Origin of the sequence: Pseudomonas sp. GL-RE-26 (assembly GCF_019956275.1) — a bacterium.
In the GTDB taxonomy this organism is placed as follows: Bacteria; Pseudomonadota; Gammaproteobacteria; order Pseudomonadales; family Pseudomonadaceae; genus Aquipseudomonas; species Aquipseudomonas grandcourensis.
Genome location: NZ_JAHBDI010000011.1, coordinates 105,435 through 124,928 on the forward strand (window position 1 = coordinate 105,435; position 19,494 = coordinate 124,928).

The 19,494-nt window shown below is 57.4% G+C and carries 18 protein-coding genes; all 18 read left to right on the forward strand.

The window, feature by feature from the left end:
• Positions 1-1,680 (forward strand): membrane protein insertase YidC, encoded by a 1,680-nt coding sequence (gene yidC, locus KGB07_RS08025; RefSeq protein ID WP_046038776.1) that lies wholly within the window; start codon positions 1-3, stop codon positions 1,678-1,680.
• Positions 1,681-1,759: 79 nt separating this feature from the next.
• A complete protein-coding gene (mnmE, locus tag KGB07_RS08030) occupies positions 1,760-3,130 on the forward strand; it encodes a tRNA uridine-5-carboxymethylaminomethyl(34) synthesis GTPase MnmE (RefSeq protein WP_046038778.1) in 1,371 nt (456 codons plus the stop codon).
• 550 nt (positions 3,131-3,680) lie between these two features.
• Positions 3,681-5,579, forward strand: a complete 1,899-nt coding sequence (mnmG, locus tag KGB07_RS08035) for a tRNA uridine-5-carboxymethylaminomethyl(34) synthesis enzyme MnmG (RefSeq protein ID WP_046038780.1) — start codon at positions 3,681-3,683, stop codon at positions 5,577-5,579.
• The gene (rsmG, locus tag KGB07_RS08040; RefSeq protein WP_223465165.1) at positions 5,576-6,220 is read left to right on the forward strand and encodes a 16S rRNA (guanine(527)-N(7))-methyltransferase RsmG; all 645 of its coding nucleotides are present in this window, start codon (positions 5,576-5,578) and stop codon (positions 6,218-6,220) included. The genes mnmG and rsmG overlap by 4 nt, the downstream gene beginning before the upstream one ends.
• Positions 6,221-6,238: 18 nt before the next feature.
• A complete protein-coding gene (locus KGB07_RS08045; protein WP_046038783.1) occupies positions 6,239-7,036 on the forward strand; it encodes a ParA family protein in 798 nt (265 codons plus the stop codon).
• Positions 7,037-7,045: 9 nt separating this feature from the next.
• Positions 7,046-7,918 carry a ParB/RepB/Spo0J family partition protein gene (locus KGB07_RS08050; protein WP_046038784.1) on the forward strand — a complete coding sequence of 291 codons (873 nt, stop codon included), beginning with the start codon at positions 7,046-7,048 and terminating at the stop codon, positions 7,916-7,918.
• Between the two features lie 148 nt (positions 7,919-8,066).
• Positions 8,067-8,474: a F0F1 ATP synthase subunit I gene (locus KGB07_RS08055; RefSeq protein ID WP_008045685.1), complete on the forward strand. Its 408-nt coding sequence runs from the start codon at positions 8,067-8,069 to the stop codon at positions 8,472-8,474.
• A 16-nt stretch (positions 8,475-8,490) separates the two neighbouring features.
• Positions 8,491-9,360, forward strand: a complete 870-nt coding sequence (gene atpB / locus KGB07_RS08060; RefSeq protein ID WP_046038787.1) for a F0F1 ATP synthase subunit A — start codon at positions 8,491-8,493, stop codon at positions 9,358-9,360.
• 133 nt (positions 9,361-9,493) lie between these two features.
• Positions 9,494-9,751, forward strand: coding sequence for a F0F1 ATP synthase subunit C (gene atpE, locus KGB07_RS08065; protein WP_003097235.1), 258 nt, complete (start codon positions 9,494-9,496; stop codon positions 9,749-9,751).
• Between the two features lie 58 nt (positions 9,752-9,809).
• Positions 9,810-10,280 carry a F0F1 ATP synthase subunit B gene (locus KGB07_RS08070; protein ID WP_008064601.1) on the forward strand — a complete coding sequence of 157 codons (471 nt, stop codon included), beginning with the start codon at positions 9,810-9,812 and terminating at the stop codon, positions 10,278-10,280.
• Between the two features lie 12 nt (positions 10,281-10,292).
• Positions 10,293-10,829: a F0F1 ATP synthase subunit delta gene (locus tag KGB07_RS08075; RefSeq protein WP_008045680.1), complete on the forward strand. Its 537-nt coding sequence runs from the start codon at positions 10,293-10,295 to the stop codon at positions 10,827-10,829.
• 21 nt (positions 10,830-10,850) lie between these two features.
• Positions 10,851-12,395, forward strand: coding sequence for a F0F1 ATP synthase subunit alpha (gene atpA / locus KGB07_RS08080; protein ID WP_030132553.1), 1,545 nt, complete (start codon positions 10,851-10,853; stop codon positions 12,393-12,395).
• Between the two features lie 50 nt (positions 12,396-12,445).
• Positions 12,446-13,306, forward strand: a complete 861-nt coding sequence (atpG, locus tag KGB07_RS08085; RefSeq protein ID WP_223465166.1) for a F0F1 ATP synthase subunit gamma — start codon at positions 12,446-12,448, stop codon at positions 13,304-13,306.
• 27 nt (positions 13,307-13,333) lie between these two features.
• Positions 13,334-14,713 (forward strand): F0F1 ATP synthase subunit beta, encoded by a 1,380-nt coding sequence (atpD, locus tag KGB07_RS08090; RefSeq protein ID WP_008045671.1) that lies wholly within the window; start codon positions 13,334-13,336, stop codon positions 14,711-14,713.
• Positions 14,714-14,758: 45 nt separating this feature from the next.
• A complete protein-coding gene (locus KGB07_RS08095) occupies positions 14,759-15,184 on the forward strand; it encodes a F0F1 ATP synthase subunit epsilon (RefSeq protein ID WP_007969909.1) in 426 nt (141 codons plus the stop codon).
• Positions 15,185-15,297: 113 nt separating this feature from the next.
• Entirely contained in the window at positions 15,298-16,665 is a 1,368-nt protein-coding gene (glmU, locus tag KGB07_RS08100) for a bifunctional UDP-N-acetylglucosamine diphosphorylase/glucosamine-1-phosphate N-acetyltransferase GlmU (RefSeq protein ID WP_223465167.1), read from the forward strand.
• A gap of 217 nt (positions 16,666-16,882) precedes the next feature.
• Positions 16,883-17,659: a DeoR/GlpR family DNA-binding transcription regulator gene (locus tag KGB07_RS08105; protein WP_046038798.1), complete on the forward strand. Its 777-nt coding sequence runs from the start codon at positions 16,883-16,885 to the stop codon at positions 17,657-17,659.
• 1 nt (position 17,660) lies between these two features.
• Complete coding sequence (glmS, locus tag KGB07_RS08110) at positions 17,661-19,493, forward strand: glutamine--fructose-6-phosphate transaminase (isomerizing) (RefSeq protein ID WP_046038800.1); 1,833 nt, start codon at positions 17,661-17,663, stop codon at positions 19,491-19,493.
• Position 19,494: the final 1 nt, after the last annotated feature.

A 19,494-nucleotide genomic window follows, 5' to 3' on the forward strand; every position in this document is an offset into this window, starting at 1 on the left:
ATGGATATCAAACGCACGATCCTGATCGTCGCCCTGGCAATCGTGTCCTACGTTATGGTTCTTAAATGGAACCAGGACTATGGCCAGGCTGCCCTGCCGACTCAGAATGTTGCCACCAATACGACTGCATCGGGCCTGCCGGATACGGCATCTGGCTCCAACGCTTCTGCCAGTGACGACATTCCACGTGCTGCAAGCGACACCAGCGCACCTGCCGAAACGCCGGTGGCTGTGAGCAAGGACCTCATCCAGATCAAAACGGATGTACTGGACCTGGCTGTCGACCCACAAGGTGGCGATGTTGCCCAGCTGACCCTGCCGCTGTATCCGCGTCGTCAGGATCACCCGGAAATTCCGTTCCAGCTGTTTGATAACGGCGGCGAACGTACTTATCTGGCGCAAAGTGGTCTGATCGGCACCAACGGTCCGGATGCAAATCCGGCCGGTCGTCCGGTTTATTCCTCGGAGAAGAAGGTTTATCAGCTGGCTGACGGTCAGGACCAATTGGTCGTGGACCTGAAGTTCAGCAAGGACGGCGTCAACTACATCAAGCGTTTCTCCCTGAAACGCGGCCTGTATGACGTAACCGTTTCCTACCTGATCGACAACCAGAGCGCCCAGCCCTGGACCGGTGCGATGTTCGCCCAGTTGAAGCGCGACGCCAGCGCCGATCCTTCGTCGACCACGGCTACCGGCACCGCGACTTACCTGGGCGCCGCCCTGTGGACAAGTTCCGAGCCGTACAAGAAAGTGTCCATGAAGGACATGGACAAGGCGCCGTTGAAAGAAACCGTCACTGGCGGTTGGGTTGCCTGGTTGCAGCACTACTTCGTGACCGCATGGATTCCGGCCAAGGGCGAAAACAACATCGTCCAGACCCGTAAAGACAGCAAAGGCAACTACATCATCGGCTTCACCGGCCCATCGATGAGTGTTGCACCGGGTGCCAAGGCTGAGACCAGCGCTGTTCTGTACGCAGGTCCGAAAAGCCAGGCTGTGCTCAAAGAGTTGTCCCCAGGTCTGGAACTGACGGTCGACTACGGCATTTTGTGGTTCATCGCCCAACCGATCTTCTGGTTGCTGCAACATATCCACGCCATTGTGGGTAACTGGGGCTGGTCGATCATCTTCCTGACCATGCTGATCAAAGGAATCTTCTTCCCGCTGTCGGCTGCCAGCTACAAATCCATGGCGCGCATGCGTGCAGTGGCACCGAAACTGGCTGCGCTGAAAGAGCAACATGGCGATGACCGGCAGAAAATGTCGCAATCCATGATGGAGCTGTACAAGAAAGAGAAGATCAATCCGCTGGGTGGTTGCTTGCCAATCCTCGTGCAGATGCCGGTTTTCCTCTCGCTGTACTGGGTTCTGCTGGAAAGCGTCGAGATGCGTCAGGCTCCATTCATGCTGTGGATTACTGACCTGTCGATCAAGGATCCGTTCTTCATTCTGCCGATCATCATGGGTGCAACCATGTTCATCCAGCAGCAGCTGAACCCGACTCCTCCAGATCCGATGCAGGCCAAGGTGATGAAGCTGATGCCAATCATCTTCACCTTCTTCTTCCTGTGGTTCCCGGCTGGTCTGGTGCTGTACTGGGTAGTGAACAACTGCCTGTCGATCGCCCAACAGTGGTACATCACACGTAAGATCGAAGCGGCTACCAAAGCAGCTGCCTGATTTACACTGTGAATAACCACTCAAAACGCCCCCTAGTGGGGCGTTTTGCTATCTGTCACTTTTGTCTGGATACCGGTTTATGAGCGTTCCTCGTGAAACCATTGCAGCCGTCGCCACCGCTCAAGGTCGTGGCGGTGTAGGCATCGTGCGTATTTCCGGGCCGTTGGCCAGCGTTGCGGCCAAGGCCTTCAGTGGGCGCGAGCTCAAGCCGCGATTTGCTCACTACGGTCCGTTCTTCAGTGAAAACGACGAGGTGCTGGACCAGGGCATTGCCCTGTATTTCCCCGGCCCAAACTCGTTCACTGGCGAAGATGTGCTGGAGCTGCAAGGCCATGGCGGTCCGATTGTTCTGGATATGCTGCTCAAGCGCTGCCTGGAACTGGGTTGCCGTCTCGCCCGACCGGGGGAATTCAGTGAGCGCGCCTTCCTCAACGACAAACTGGACCTCGCCCAGGCCGAAGCCATTGCCGACCTGATTGAAGCCAGTTCCGCCCAGGCTGCGCGAAACGCATTGCGCTCCCTGCAGGGGGCTTTCTCGTCACGTGTGCATAACCTCACCGAACAGCTGATCGGCCTGCGCATCTATGTCGAAGCGGCCATCGATTTTCCGGAAGAGGAAATCGACTTCCTCGCCGATGGCCACGTCTTGAGCATGCTCGACAAAGTGCGCGACGAGTTATCCACCGTCATCCGTGAAGCCGGGCAGGGTGCGTTACTGCGTGATGGCATGACCGTGGTTATTGCCGGTCGTCCGAATGCCGGTAAATCCAGCCTGCTCAATGCATTGGCCGGGCGTGAAGCGGCAATCGTGACCGAAATTGCCGGTACCACCCGTGACGTGCTTCGTGAACATATCCACATCGATGGCATGCCGCTGCACGTCGTGGATACCGCTGGTCTGCGCGATACCGATGATCATGTGGAAAAGATCGGCGTCGAGCGTGCCTTGAAAGCCATCGGCGAAGCAGATCGGGTATTGCTGGTGGTCGATGCCACGGCACCGGAAGCCCTCGATCCCTTTGCACTCTGGCCGGAGTTTCTCGAAATCCGTCCCGATCCCGCGAAAGTCACCCTGATTCGCAACAAGGCGGACCTTACGGGCGAAGCCATTGCCCTGGAGGTCAGCGAGGACGGCCATGTCACCATCAGCCTGAGCGCCAAGTCTGGTGGTGTCGGGCTGGAACTGCTGCGTGATCACCTCAAGGCCTGCATGGGCTATGAACAAACGTCCGAAAGCAGCTTCAGCGCTCGCCGGCGACACCTTGAGGCGCTACGTCATGCCGGTGCTGCCCTCGAGCATGGCCGTGCCCAATTGACCCTGGCCGGTGCTGGCGAGTTGCTGGCCGAGGATTTGCGCCAGGCTCAGCAGTCGCTGGGTGAAATCACCGGTGCTTTCAGCTCTGACGATCTGCTGGGGCGAATTTTCTCCAGCTTCTGTATCGGTAAGTAGCCCTCCTGTTGTTCACAGACAGGCCATTTGTGCCTGTCTGCTCCCTCCTTTTCTGAAAAATACCTCCAGTGCCGAGCGGACTTCGTCTGCTTGAGCGGAATTCCTGTGCCCGAATTTCGAGCAAACGGCGCTTTTCTGTGGATTAAGCCCTGTGAATAACCGTAGCTAAGGTCAGTTGATAACAGGGCTCGAAAACTGGACATAACCGCCTCTGTGGATAACCACCACTTTCATCCACAGGCTTACACTGGTTATCCAAGGGCCTCATTGGTACATGAACACAGGGTTTTGAATCTCTGTACACATTGAAAACAAAGGGCTGTGTAAATCTATCCACAGAAATGAAGGTGCATAGAAATAAACATAAAAACAAAGATTTAATAAATTTCTTTCTTTTTAATTTCTATAACTCCGACTTTTCCACAGCTGGTTAAATTTTGTGCAAAGGGTTCTTTAGGAAGGGCGAAGTCCCTATACTTGTCGACCAGGTCCGAAAACCTGAGCTCAAACTATTCCTGAATTACCTACTTAAGCAGGCACGAGGTGCGTGGTGGATTTCCCTTCCCGTTTTGAAGTGATCGTCATCGGCGGCGGTCATGCCGGTACCGAGGCAGCACTGGCCTCAGCACGTATGGGGGTTAAAACCCTGTTGCTGACGCATAACGTGGAAACCCTCGGTGCCATGAGTTGCAACCCGGCCATTGGCGGGATCGGCAAAAGCCACCTGGTCAAGGAAATCGACGCCCTCGGCGGCGCGATGGCCATGGCTACCGATAAAGGCGGTATCCAGTTTCGAGTGTTGAACAGCCGCAAAGGCCCGGCCGTGCGAGCAACCCGCGCACAGGCAGACCGGGTTCTGTACAAGGCCGCTGTCCGCGAAATCCTGGAGAACCAGCCGAACCTGTGGATATTTCAACAGGCCGCTGACGATCTGATCGTCGAGCAGGAACAAGTCCGTGGTGTTGTCACGCAAATGGGTCTGCGTTTCCTCGCCGATTCCGTGGTGTTGACCACCGGCACGTTCCTCGGTGGACTTATCCACATCGGGTTGCAGAATTTTTCCGGCGGTCGCGCCGGTGATCCGCCATCGATCGCGCTGGCTCACCGTCTGCGTGAACTGCCATTGCGTGTGGGTCGTTTGAAAACCGGTACTCCGCCGCGTATCGACGGCCGGTCTGTGGATTTCTCGGTGATGTCCGAGCAACCGGGTGATACGCCGATCCCGGTGATGTCGTTCATGGGGTCCAAAGAGCAGCATCCGAAGCAAGTCAGTTGCTGGATTACCCACACGAATGCGCGCACCCACGAAATCATTGCCGCGAACCTCGATCGTTCGCCGATGTATTCCGCTGCCGGTGAGATCGAAGGCATCGGCCCGCGTTATTGCCCGTCGATCGAAGACAAGATCCATCGCTTCGCCGACAAGGAAAGCCATCAGGTGTTCATCGAACCGGAAGGTTTGACCACCCATGAGCTGTATCCGAACGGGATATCCACAAGCTTGCCGTTCGACGTGCAATTGCAGATCGTTCAATCGATCCGCGGCATGGAAAACGCGCACATCGTGCGTCCCGGCTACGCGATCGAGTACGACTACTTCGATCCACGGGATTTGAAATACAGCCTGGAAACCAAAGTCATCGGCGGCTTGTTCTTCGCCGGGCAAATCAACGGCACAACCGGTTACGAAGAAGCCGGTGCCCAGGGTTTGCTCGCCGGGACCAACGCTGCACTGCGTGCGCAAGGCAAAGACGCCTGGTGCCCGCGTCGCGACGAGGCCTATATCGGCGTTTTGGTCGACGACCTGATTACCCTTGGTACCCAGGAGCCGTACCGGATGTTCACATCCCGCGCCGAATATCGCTTGATCCTGCGTGAAGACAACGCCGACCTGCGCCTGACCGAAAAAGGTCGCGAACTGGGCCTGGTGGATGACGCGCGCTGGGCGGCTTTCTGCAAAAAACGCGAAAGCATCGAACTGGAAGAGCAGCGCCTGAAAAGCACCTGGGTACGCCCGGGCACCGAACAGGGCGATGCCATTGCCGAAAAATTCGGTACGCCACTGACCCACGAATACAACCTGCTGAATCTCTTGAGCCGTCCGGAAATCGACTACGCTGGTCTGATCGCCGTGACCGGTGGGGGCGCAGAAGATCCACAGGTTGCCGAGCAGGTCGAAATCAAGACCAAGTACGCCGGTTACATCGATCGTCAACAGGATGAAATCGCCCGCCTGCGAGCCAGCGAAGACACCAAATTGCCTGTGGATATCGATTACACGAATATTTCCGGACTCTCCAAGGAGATCCAGAGCAAGCTCGGCGCGACCCGTCCCGAAACCTTGGGCCAGGCCTCGCGTATCCCGGGCGTTACGCCGGCAGCCATTTCGCTGTTGATGATTCATTTGAAAAAACGCGGCGCGGGCCGTCAGTTGGAGCAAAGCGCTTGAGTTCGTTGGTCACTTCGCAACACGCAGAAGAGTTATCCACAGGTGCTCGCCAACTCGGTGTCACGCTGACAGAAACCCAGCACGCGCAGCTGCTGGGTTACCTGGCCCTGTTGATCAAATGGAACAAGGCTTACAACCTCACCGCCGTGCGTGATCCGGACGAAATGGTTTCCCGTCACTTGCTCGATAGCCTGAGTGTGATGTCGTTCATCGAAAACGGTCGCTGGCTCGACGTCGGCAGTGGCGGCGGCATGCCTGGCATTCCGATGGCGATCCTGTTTCCCGAGTCCCAGGTGACCTGCCTGGACAGCAACGGAAAGAAAACCCGCTTCCTGACCCAGGTCAAACTCGAACTCAAACTGGATAACCTGCAAGTTATCCACAGTCGCGTCGAAGCGTTCCAGCCTGCCCAACCGTTCAACGGGATCATTTCCCGGGCGTTCAGCAGCATGGAAAACTTCAGCAACTGGACTCGCCACCTCGGCGATAGCGAAACACGCTGGCTGGCAATGAAGGGCGTTCATCCGGCCGATGAGCTGGTAGCATTGCCGGCAGACTTCCACCTCGATAGCGAACACGCCCTGGCCGTACCTGGTTGCCAAGGCCAACGCCATCTGCTGATACTGCGCCGCACGGCATGATTGGGAACACAAGCAAGAATGGCTAAGGTATTCGCGATTGCGAACCAAAAGGGTGGAGTGGGCAAAACCACCACCTGCATCAACCTCGCAGCATCCCTGGTCGCGACCAAGCGCCGGGTGCTGTTGATCGACCTTGATCCACAGGGCAACGCCACCATGGGTAGCGGTGTGGATAAACATGGCCTGGAAAACTCGGTCTACGATCTGCTGATCGGCGAATGTGATCTGGCCCAGGCCATGCACTTCTCCGAACACGGTGGCTACCAGCTGTTACCGGCCAACCGCGACCTCACCGCGGCCGAAGTGGTTCTGCTGGAAATGCAGATGAAGGAAAGCCGTCTGCGCAGCGCGCTGGCGCCGATCCGGGAAAACTACGATTACATTTTGATCGACTGCCCGCCGTCGCTGTCGATGCTGACCTTGAACGCACTGGTTGCCGCCGACGGGGTAATTATCCCCATGCAGTGCGAGTACTTCGCACTCGAAGGCTTGAGCGACCTTGTGGATAACATCAAGCGTATCTCTGAACTGCTGAACCCGAACCTCAAGGTCGAAGGCCTGCTGCGTACGATGTACGATCCGCGCCTGAGCCTGATGAACGATGTCTCGGCGCAGCTCAAGGAACACTTCGGCGAGCAGCTCTACGACACCGTCATCCCGCGTAACATCCGTCTGGCCGAAGCGCCAAGCTACGGCATGCCGGCGCTGGCGTACGACAAAGCATCGCGAGGCGCCGTTGCCTACCTGGCATTGGCAGGCGAAATGGTTCGTCGTCAACGCAAAAACTCACGCATCGCCGCTGCTCAGGCAACTTAAGGAATCCCCATGGCCGTCAAGAAACGAGGTCTCGGACGTGGACTGGATGCTCTGTTGAGTGGTCCGACTGTTAGCTCGCTGGAAGATCAAGCGGCGCAAGCCGATCAGCGTGAGCTGCAGCACCTTCCCCTGGATCTGCTCCAGCGCGGCAAGTACCAGCCGCGTCGTGACATGGATCCGCAGGCGCTCGAAGAGCTGGCACAGTCGATCAAGGCCCAGGGCGTCATGCAGCCCATCGTGGTTCGCCCGATCGGTAGCGGTCGCTTCGAGATCATTGCCGGCGAACGTCGCTGGCGCGCCAGCCAGCAAGCCGGGCAGGAAACGATCCCGGCGATGGTTCGCGATGTGCCCGATGAAACCGCGATCGCCATCGCGCTGATCGAGAACATCCAGCGCGAAGACCTGAATCCGATTGAAGAAGCGGTGGCCCTGCAGCGTTTGCAGCAGGAGTTCCAGCTGACCCAGCAACAGGTGGCTGAAGCTGTGGGCAAGTCCCGGGTGACCGTGGCCAACCTGCTGCGCCTGATTTCCTTGCCGGAAGTCATCAAGACCATGTTGTCCCACGGCGACCTGGAAATGGGTCATGCCCGTGCTTTGCTCGGTTTACCGGAAATTCAACAGGTTGAAGGGGCGCGACATGTTGTCGCACGCGGGCTGACCGTGCGCCAAACCGAGGCACTGGTTCGCCAGTGGTTGAGTGGTAAACCGGAGCCTGTTGAAGCGGCAAAACCGGACCCGGATATCGCCCGGCTCGAACAGCGCCTGGCCGAGCGCCTAGGCTCTGCGGTGCAGATCCGCCACGGTAAGAAGGGTAAAGGGCAGTTGGTGATTGGCTACAACTCCCTGGATGAGCTTCAAGGCGTACTTGCACATATCCGCTGAAACATTTCCTCATGTAGCGCGCAGTCGGAAATCACTACCTGACAGTTGAATAGGGGCAGAACCGCCCCTATACTCTGCGCGCATTTTGTCGGCACAAATTATGCCAAGTTAGTGAATTTCGGCAGCCGACCATTGGAGAGTAAAAGTGATGGAAACCCGCACGCCAAACCGCCTGCCCTTCCATCGCCTGGCAGTTTTTCCGGTGTTAATGGCTCAATTTGTCGTGTTGCTGATCGCCGCTTTGGCGCTCTGGTACCGATATGGAGTCGTTGCCGGGTACTCGGGACTCTGCGGAGGCCTGATAGCCTTGCTACCCAATGTTTATTTCGCTCACAGGGCATTTCGGTTTTCCGGCGCCCGAGCAGCCCAGTCCATCGTCCGGTCTTTTTATGCCGGCGAGGCAGGCAAACTGATTTTGACGGCAGTGCTGTTTGCACTGGTGTTTGCAGGTGTGAAGCCACTGGCGCCGATTGCAGTATTCGGTGCCTTCGTGCTGACTCAGTCGGTCAGCTGGTTCGCTCCCCTGCTGATGAGAACAAGACTTTCGAGACCTTAGGGCGTTTGAGGCAACCATGGCAGAAACAACCGCTTCGGGCTATATCCAGCACCACTTGCAGAACCTGACCTTCGGTCAGCTCCCTACCGGCGGCTGGGGCTTTGCCCACACCGCAGCAGAAGCCAAGGAAATGGGATTCTGGGCTTTCCACGTCGATACTCTCGGCTGGTCGGTCGCATTGGGTCTGATTTTCGTTCTCCTTTTCCGCATGGCGGCAAAGAAGGCGACTACCGGTGTTCCTGGTGCTTTGCAGAACTTCGTTGAAGTATTGGTCGAATTCGTCGATGGCAGCGTGAAAGACAGCTTCCATGGCCGTAGCCCAGTGGTTGCACCGCTGGCACTGACCATCTTCGTCTGGGTGTTCATGATGAACGCCGTCGACCTGGTACCGGTCGACTGGATTCCTCAACTGGCCATCCTGATCTCCGGCGACCACCACATCCCGTTCCGTGCCGTGTCGACCACCGACCCGAACGCTACTCTGGCCATGGCCTTCTCGGTGTTCGCGCTGATCATTTTCTACAGCATCAAGATCAAGGGCCTCGGCGGCTTCATCGGTGAGCTGACCCTGCACCCGTTCGGCAGCAAGAACATCTTCCTTCAGGCGCTGCTGATCCCGGTGAACTTCCTGCTGGAGTTCGTGACCCTGATCGCCAAGCCGATCTCCCTGGCTCTGCGTCTGTTCGGCAACATGTATGCCGGCGAGCTGGTCTTCATTCTGATTGCTGTGATGTTCGGCAGCGGTCTGCTCTGGCTTAGTGGCCTGGGCGTTGTTCTGCAGTGGGCGTGGGCTGTGTTCCACATCCTGATCATCACCCTGCAGGCGTTCATCTTCATGATGTTGACCATCGTTTACCTGTCGATGGCGCACGAAGAAAACCATTAAGACCAGTCTCGACTAGTCTGATGTCCTTCCCGGTAAAACGGGAAGGGGCTCCTTACGGGGCATCTGAAACGATTTGTTTTACCGCTTTAATCTAAAAAACCTAAACCATACGACGTAAAAGTCGGGAGGAAAGATGGAAACTGTAGTTGGTCTAACCGCTATCGCTGTTGCACTGTTGATCGGCCTGGGCGCACTGGGTACCGCAATTGGTTTCGGCCTGCTGGGCGGCAAGTTCCTGGAAGGCGCAGCGCGTCAGCCAGAAATGGTTCCAATGCTGCAAGTTAAAATGTTCATCGTTGCCGGTCTGCTCGACGCCGTAACCATGATCGGTGTTGGTATCGCTCTGTTCTTCACCTTTGCGAACCCGTTCGTTGGTCAAATCGCTGGCTAATTACTCGGATCTTCCGGGTAATTTGGTGTGATGGACAACGTAACTGCGAGGTGTTGGCGTGAACATTAATGCGACCCTGATTGGCCAGTCCGTTGCGTTCCTGATTTTTGTACTGTTCTGCATGAAGTTCGTATGGCCTCCGGTCATTGCGGCACTGCACGAACGTCAAAAGAAGATCGCTGATGGTCTGGACGCTGCCAGCCGTGCAGCTCGCGACCTGGAGTTGGCCCAAGAGAAAGCGGGTCAGCAACTGCGCGAAGCGAAAGCTCAGGCAGCTGAAATCATCGAGCAAGCCAAGAAACGCGGTAACCAGATTGTCGAAGAGGCTGTTGAAAAAGCCCGTATCGACGCTGACCGTGTGAAGGTTCAGGCTCAGGCCGAGATCGAACAGGAACTGAACAGTGTCAAAGACGCGCTGCGTGCCCAAGTGGGCTTGCTGGCAGTCGGCGGCGCCGAGAAGATCCTGGGTGCCACAATCGATCAAAACGCGCACGCAGAGCTGGTTAACCAACTGGCTGCTGAAATCTAAGCGAGGGCGATCATGGCAGAACTGACCACGTTGGCCCGACCTTACGCTAAGGCGGCCTTCGAGCACGCTCAGGCCCACCAGCAACTGGCCAATTGGTCAGCCATGCTCGGCCTGGCTGCAGCGGTGTCGGAAGACGACACCATGCAGCGCGTGCTCAAGGCCCCGCGACTGACGAGCGCAGAAAAGGCCGCCACGTTCATTGACGTGTGCGGCGACAAGTTTGATGCCAAGGCACAGAACTTCATCCACGTCGTTGCCGAAAACGACCGTCTCCCGCTGTTGCCGGAGATCGCCGCTCTGTTCGACCTGTACAAGGCCGAACAAGAGAAGTCGGTAGACGTTGAAGTGACCAGTGCTTTCGCATTGAACCAAGAACAGCAAGACAAACTCGCCAAGGTTCTCAGTGCACGACTCAACCGGGAAGTGCGCCTGCAAGTTGCGGAGGACGCTGCCCTTATTGGTGGTGTCGTCATCCGCGCCGGCGACCTGGTTATCGATGGCTCGATTCGCGGCAAAATCGCGAAACTTGCCGAAGCATTGAAATCTTGAGTTTGAAGGGGCAGCAGAGCAATGCAGCAACTCAATCCTTCCGAAATAAGTGAAATTATCAAGGGCCGCATCGACAAGCTCGATGTGACCTCCCAAGCCCGTAACGAAGGCACTGTCGTCAGCGTATCTGACGGTATCGTGCGGATTCACGGTCTGGCCGACGTAATGTACGGCGAGATGATCGAGTTTCCGGGCGGCGTCTTCGGTATGGCCCTCAACCTGGAGCAAGACTCCGTAGGTGCCGTTGTATTGGGCGCATACCAGTCTCTGGCTGAAGGCATGAGCGCCAAGTGCACTGGCCGCATCCTGGAAGTTCCGGTTGGTAAGGAACTGCTGGGTCGCGTAGTCGACGCACTGGGTAACCCTGTTGACGGCAAAGGTCCACTGGGCAACACCGAGACCGACGCGGTCGAGAAAGTTGCTCCAGGCGTGATCTGGCGTAAGTCGGTAGACCAGCCTGTACAGACTGGCTACAAGGCTGTCGATGCCATGATCCCTGTCGGCCGTGGCCAGCGTGAGCTGATCATCGGTGACCGTCAGATCGGTAAAACCGCTCTGGCGATCGACGCGATCATCAACCAGAAGAACAGCGGCATTTTCTGCGTCTACGTAGCAATCGGTCAGAAACAATCGACCATCGCCAACGTGGTTCGCAAGCTGGAAGAAAACGGCGCCCTGGCCAACACGATCATCGTGGCTGCCAGTGCTTCGGAATCTCCTGCGCTGCAATTCCTGGCACCGTACTCCGGTTGCACCATGGGTGAATTCTTCCGCGACCGCGGTGAAGACGCGCTGATCGTTTATGACGATCTGTCCAAGCAAGCAGTGGCTTACCGCCAGATTTCCCTGCTGCTGCGCCGTCCACCAGGCCGTGAAGCTTACCCAGGCGACGTGTTCTATCTCCACTCCCGTCTGCTGGAGCGCGCATCCCGCGTTTCGGAAGAATACGTAGAGAAGTTCACCAACGGCGCAGTGACCGGCAAAACCGGTTCCCTGACCGCACTGCCGATCATCGAAACCCAGGCTGGCGACGTTTCCGCGTTCGTTCCGACCAACGTGATTTCCATCACCGACGGTCAGATCTTCCTGGAATCGGCCATGTTCAACTCGGGCATCCGCCCTGCAGTGAACGCCGGTGTTTCGGTATCCCGTGTGGGTGGTGCCGCTCAGACCAAGATCATCAAGAAGCTGTCCGGTGGTATCCGTACCGCTCTGGCTCAGTACCGTGAACTGGCGGCATTCGCCCAGTTCGCTTCTGACCTGGACGAAGCGACCCGTAAGCAACTTGAGCATGGTCAGCGCGTTACCGAGCTGATGAAGCAGAAGCAATACGCACCAATGTCGATCGCTGACATGGCGCTGTCGCTGTATGCCGCTGAGCGTGGGTTCCTGACTGACGTTGAAATCGCCAAGATCGGCAGCTTCGAGCAAGCGCTGATTGCTTTCTTCAACCGCGATCACGCCGATTTGATGGCGAAGATCAACGTGAAAGGTGACTTCAATGACGAGATCGACGCTGGCATGAAAGCCGGTATCGAGAAGTTCAAGGCCACCCAAACCTGGTAAGCCGCAGCGGGAGTCGCAAGGCTCCCGCTTGCTAACCTGATAGGTGTTACATGGCAGGCGCAAAAGAGATTCGCAGTAAGATTGCGAGCATCAAAAGCACGCAAAAGATTACCAGCGCCATGGAAAAAGTGGCGGTCAGCAAAATGCGCAAGGCACAAATGCGCATGGCTGCTAGCCGTCCTTATGCGGAGCGTATCCGCCAGGTAATTGGGCATCTGGCCAACGCCAACCCGGAATACCGCCACCCGTTCATGATCGACCGCGAAATCAAGCGTGTTGGTTATGTCATAGTGAGCAGTGACCGTGGTCTGTGCGGCGGCTTGAACACCAACCTGTTCAAGGCCCTGGTCAAGGACATGGCGGTAAACCGCGAAAACGGCGTCGAGATCGATCTGTGTGTCGTTGGTAGCAAGGGTGCGGCCTTTTTCCGTAACTTCGGCGGTAACGTCGTTGCAGCTATCAGCCACCTGGGTGAAGAGCCGTCGATCAATGATCTGATCGGCAGCGTCAAGGTGATGCTGGATGCCTACCTGGACGGCCGTATTGACCGCCTGTCCGTGGTGTCCAACAAGTTCATCAACACCATGACGCAACAGCCTACCGTGGAGCAGTTGATTCCACTGGTGGCGACCCCGGATCAAGACCTCAAGCACCACTGGGACTATCTCTACGAACCGGATGCCAAGGAGCTGCTGGACGGCTTGATGGTCCGTTACGTGGAGTCGCAGGTCTACCAGGCGGTGGTCGAGAACAACGCGGCTGAACAAGCTGCGCGGATGATCGCGATGAAGAACGCTACCGACAACGCCGGTGATTTGATCAGCGATTTGCAGCTGGTCTACAACAAGGCGCGTCAGGCTGCGATCACCCAAGAGATCTCGGAAATCGTCGGCGGCGCTGCCGCGGTTTAACGGTTCAAATATTCAGAGGATCCAGCTATGAGTAGCGGACGTATCGTTCAAATCATCGGCGCCGTTATCGACGTGGAATTTCCACGCGACAGCGTACCGAGCATCTACAACGCGCTGACTGTACAAAGCGCGGCCGGGACCACCCTGGAAGTTCAGCAGCAGCTGGGCGACGGCGTGGTTCGTACCATTGCGATGGGTTCTACCGAAGGCTTGAAGCGCGGTCTGGACGTTGTCGACTCTGGCGCAGCCATCTCCGTACCGGTCGGTAAAGCGACTCTGGGCCGGATCATGGACGTTCTGGGCAACCCGATCGACGAAGCTGGTCCTATCGCTACTGAAGAGCGTTGGGGCATTCACCGTCCAGCGCCTTCGTTCGCTGAACAAGCAGGCGGCAACGACCTGCTGGAAACCGGCATCAAGGTTATCGACTTGGTTTGCCCGTTCGCCAAAGGCGGTAAAGTCGGTCTGTTCGGTGGTGCCGGTGTAGGCAAGACCGTAAACATGATGGAACTGATCCGTAACATCGCCATCGAGCACAGCGGTTATTCCGTGTTCGCCGGTGTGGGTGAGCGTACCCGTGAGGGTAACGACTTCTACCACGAGATGAAGGACTCCAACGTTCTGGACAAAGTGGCACTGGTTTACGGTCAGATGAACGAGCCGCCGGGAAACCGTCTGCGCGTAGCACTGACCGGCCTGACCATGGCCGAGAAGTTCCGTGACGAAGGTAACGACGTTCTGCTGTTCGTCGACAACATCTATCGTTACACCTTGGCCGGTACTGAAGTATCCGCACTGCTGGGCCGTATGCCTTCCGCAGTAGGCTACCAGCCGACCCTGGCTGAAGAGATGGGCGTTCTGCAAGAACGTATCACTTCGACCAAGGAAGGTTCGATCACTTCGATCCAAGCGGTATACGTACCTGCGGATGACTTGACCGACCCGTCGCCAGCGACCACCTTCGCCCACTTGGACGCTACCGTCGTTCTGTCCCGTGACATCGCTTCCCTGGGTATCTACCCAGCGGTCGATCCACTCGACTCGACTTCGCGCCAGCTGGACCCGAACGTGATCGGCCAGGACCACTACGACACCGCTCGCGGCGTTCAGTACGTTCTGCAGCGTTACAAAGAACTGAAGGACATCATTGCGATCCTGGGTATGGACGAGCTGTCGGAAGCCGACAAGCAGTTGGTAAACCGTGCTCGTAAGATCCAGCGCTTCTTGTCGCAGCCGTTCTTCGTGGCTGAAGTCTTCACCGGTGCATCGGGTAAATACGTTTCCCTGAAAGACACCATTGCTGGCTTCAAAGGCATCCTCAACGGTGACTACGACCACCTGCCAGAACAAGCGTTCTACATGGTTGGCGGCATCGAAGAAGCGATCGAAAAAGCCAAGAAACTGTAATCCCGGCGCCCGGCAACGGGCGCTAATTTAGGTTGAGGCAATCAGATGGCTATGACAGTCCATTGCGATATCGTCAGCGCGGAAGGAGAAATCTTTTCCGGTCTGGTCGAGATGGTGATTGCGCACGGTGCACTGGGTGATCTTGGTATCGCCCTGGGTCACGCGCCGCTGATCACTAATCTGAAGCCAGGTCCGATCCGCCTGGTCAAGCAGGGCGGGGAAGAGGAGGTGTATTACATCTCCGGTGGTTTCCTCGAGGTTCAGCCGAACATGGTCAAGGTTCTTGCCGACACCGTGCAACGTGCTGCCGACCTGGATGAAGCCTCCGCTCAGGAAGCCGTCAAGGCTGCCGAGAAGGCCCTGCATGAGCGGGGCGCGGAATTCGATTACGGTTCTGCTGCCGCACGTCTGGCCGAGGCTGCAGCTCAGCTGCGCACCGTCCAGCAGATCCGCAAGAAGTTCGGCCACTAAGGCCGTACTTGTTGTGTGATTGATTAAAAAGGGTAGCCTCGGCTACCCTTTTTTCTTTTCCGATTTTTACAACCTGGTCGCAGCCGCTGACCACCCAGGATTGGTAGCCAGTCATGTCTCTTGAAATCGTTATTCTCGCTGCTGGCCAAGGCACGCGCATGCGTTCCGCTTTGCCGAAAGTCTTGCACCCGATTGCCGGCAACTCCATGCTCGGCCATGTTATCCACAGCGCCCGGCAACTTGATCCACAGCGCATCCACGTCGTGATCGGTCACGGTGCCGATGCTGTTCGCGAACGCCTGGCGGCGGATGATCTGAATTTCGTCCTGCAGGATAAACAGTTGGGTACCGGTCACGCCGTTGCTCAAGCCGTGCCGTTCATTCAGGCCGACACCGTACTGGTGCTCTACGGCGATGTGCCGTTGATCGAGGTCGACACCCTGCAGCGCCTGCTTAAAAAGGTGGGACCACAGCAGTTGGGCTTGCTGACCGTCGAACTGGATGATCCGACCGGTTACGGCCGCATCGTTCGTGATGACGCTGGTAAAGTGACGGCCATCGTCGAACAGAAAGATGCCAACGAAGCCGAACGCAAAATCACCGAAGGCAATACCGGCATTCTGGCGCTGCCTTTTGCCCGTCTTGGCGACTGGATGAGTCGACTCTCCAATAACAATGCCCAGGGCGAGTACTACCTGACCGACATCATTGCCATGGCCGTGAGCGACGGTCTGGTGGTGGACACCGAGCAACCGCACGACGCCATGGAAGTGCAGGGTGCCAATGATCGCAAGCAGCTTTCGGAACTGGAAAGGCATTATCAATTGCGCGCCGGTCGCCGTTTGATGGCTCAAGGTGTGACGCTGCGCGACCCGGCACGATTCGATGTACGCGGAGACGTGACCGTAGGCCGTGATGTGCTGATCGATATCAACGTCATCCTCGAAGGCAAAGTGGTCATCGAAGACGACGTGGTGATCGGTCCGAACTGCGTGATCAAGGACAGCACCCTGCGCAAAGGCGTGGTCATCAAGGCCAACAGCCATATCGAAGGTGCCGTTCTGGGTGAAGGCAGCGATGCCGGCCCGTTTGCGCGTCTGCGTCCAGGTACTGTTCTGGAAGCCCGGGCGCATGTGGGTAACTTCGTCGAGTTGAAAAACGCTCACCTTGGCGAAGGCGCCAAGGCCGGTCACCTGACTTATCTGGGCGATGCCGAAGTGGGCGCGCGCACCAACATTGGTGCCGGTACCATTACCTGCAACTATGACGGTGCCAACAAGTGGAAAACCGTGCTGGGTGAAGACGTGTTCATCGGTTCCAACAACTCCTTGGTAGCGCCTGTGGATATCCTGGACGGTGCGACCACGGCGGCCGGTTCGACCATTACCTCGACTGTGGATAAATCCCAGTTGGCTATCGGACGTGGGCGTCAGAAGAACATTGATGGCTGGAAGCGTCCAGAGAAGGTCAAGAAGAGCTGAGTTATCCACATGTGGATGATCGTCTGAAGTTATTCACAGGCTGATCCATTGCATTCGCGGGCAAGCCCGCTCCTACAGGAGTATTCGCCATCCTGTGGGAGCGGGCTTGCCCGCGATGCTTTTATCCACAGCTCTTTTTATCGCATGGCGCTTGACGAAGTTTCGTTGATAGGTTTTGATTGCTTCCGTTATCTTTCGAAACGAAACTTGTCAGCTCATGTCGAAGCGCAACACACCTCAGCGTCGTCACAACATCCTCGCCTTGCTCAATGAGCAGGGCGAAGTCAGTGTGGATGAGTTGGCCAAGCGCTTCGAAACGTCGGAAGTTACGATTCGCAAGGATCTGGCGGCGCTTGAAAGCAATGGCCTGTTGCTGCGTCGTTACGGCGGGGCGATCACCATGCCTCAGGAACTGGTCGCGGACCTTGGTCAGCCGGTTTCCAAGTATAAGCAAGCCATTGCTCGTGCCGCTGTCGGGCGGATTCGCGAGCATGCGCGCATCATTATCGACAGTGGCAGTACCACCGCTTCCATGATCCCGGAACTTGGACAGCAACCCGGCCTGGTGGTGATGACCAACTCGCTACATGTCGCCAATGCCCTGAGCGAACTTGAACACGAACCGGTGCTGTTGATGACCGGTGGTACCTGGGACCCGCATTCCGAGTCCTTTCAGGGGCAGGTTGCCGAGCAGGTACTACGCTCCTACGACTTCGACCAGCTGTTTATCGGCGCCGATGGCATCGATCTGGTTCGAGGTACAACCACCTTCAACGAACTGCTCGGGCTGAGCCGGGTCATGGCCGAAGTCGCCCGCGAAGTAGTCGTGATGGTGGAGGCCGACAAGATCGGCCGCAAGATTCCCAACCTGGAGCTGCCCTGGAGCAGTGTCCATACCCTTATTACCGATGAACGCCTGCCACTTGAGGCTCGCGATCAGATTCAGGCCCGCGGCATCACTTTGATTTGCGCGGCTGTCAGTCAGGAGAAATAGCATGTGTGGAATTGTCGGCGCAGTCGCAGAACGTAACATCACCGCCATCCTCGTCGAAGGCCTGAAGCGCCTCGAATACCGTGGGTATGACAGCGCTGGTGTGGCGGTCTACACCAACGATGAAAAACTCGAGCGCCTGCGTCGTCCGGGCAAGGTCAGTGAGCTGGAGCAGGCACTGACCACCGAGCCGCTGGTCGGTCGTCTGGGCATCGCCCACACGCGCTGGGCCACCCATGGCGCACCGTGCGAGCGCAATGCTCACCCGCATTTCTCCGGTGACTTGGCAGTAGTGCACAACGGCATCATCGAAAACCACGAAGCCCTGCGTGAACAACTCAAGGCTTTGGGCTACGTGTTCACTTCGGACACCGACACTGAAGTCATCGCCCACCTGCTGAACCACAAACTCAAGGATCTGCGCGACCTGACCGTAGCCCTCAAGGCGACCGTTAAAGAGTTGCACGGTGCTTACGGCCTGGCAGTGATCAGCTCGAAGCAACCTGATCGTCTGGTCGCAGCCCGCAGCGGCAGTCCGCTGGTGATCGGCCTGGGCCTGGGGGAAAACTTCCTGGCATCCGACCAGTTGGCCCTGCGTCAGGTCACCGACCGCTTCATGTACCTGGAAGAAGGCGATATCGCCGAAATCCGCCGCGACAGCGTGCAGATCTGGGACGTTGACGGCAAGGCTGTCGAGCGCGAAGCCGTGCAGTATCGCGACGGTGCCGAAGCCGCTGAAAAGGGCGAGTTCCGCCATTTCATGCTCAAGGAAATCCACGAGCAACCATCCGTGGTGCAGCGCACGCTGGAAGGTCGCCTGAGCCAGAACCAGGTCCTGGTACAGGCATTCGGCCCACAGGCGGCCGAACTGTTCGCCAAAGTGCGTAACGTACAGATCGTCGCGTGCGGCACCAGCTACCACGCCGGCATGGTCGCGCGTTACTGGCTCGAAGAGCTGGCCGGCATTCCTTGCCAGGTCGAAGTCGCCAGCGAATTCCGCTACCGCAAAGTGGTGGTGCAGCCGGACACCTTGTTCGTGACCATTTCCCAGTCCGGTGAAACCGCCGACACCCTGGCCGCGTTGCGCAACGCCAAGGAACTGGGCTACCTCGCCAGCCTGGCGATCTGCAACGTTGGCATCAGCTCGCTGGTGCGTGAGTCCGATCTGACCCTGTTGACCCAGGCCGGTCGAGAAATCGGTGTGGCATCGACCAAAGCCTTCACCACGCAATTGGTTGGCCTGTTGTTGCTGACGCTTTCCCTGGGCCAGGTTCGTGGCACCTTGGCCAAAGGTGTCGAAGCGACGCTGGTCGAAGAACTGCGTCGTTTGCCGACCCGTCTGGGCGAAGCGCTGGCCATGGACAGCACCGTGGAAAAAATCTCCGAGCTGTTCGCCGAGAAACACCACACGCTGTTCCTCGGCCGTGGCGCGCAGTTCCCGGTGGCGATGGAAGGGGCGCTCAAGCTCAAGGAAATCTCCTATATCCACGCCGAAGCCTACCCGGCCGGTGAGCTGAAACACGGCCCGTTGGCGCTTGTGGATAACGACATGCCAGTGGTGACCGTGGCGCCGAACAACGAACTGCTGGAGAAGCTGAAGTCCAACCTCCAGGAAGTCCGCGCCCGCGGTGGCCAGTTGATCGTCTTCGCTGACGAGAAGGCCGGCATGACCAACGGTGAAGGCACCCACGTGGTGCACATGCCGCACATCCACGACATCCTGTCGCCGATTCTCTACACCATCCCGCTGCAACTGCTGTCGTACTACGTCGCCGTGCTCAAAGGCACCGACGTTGACCAGCCTCGCAACCTGGCGAAGTCGGTCACTGTGGAATAAG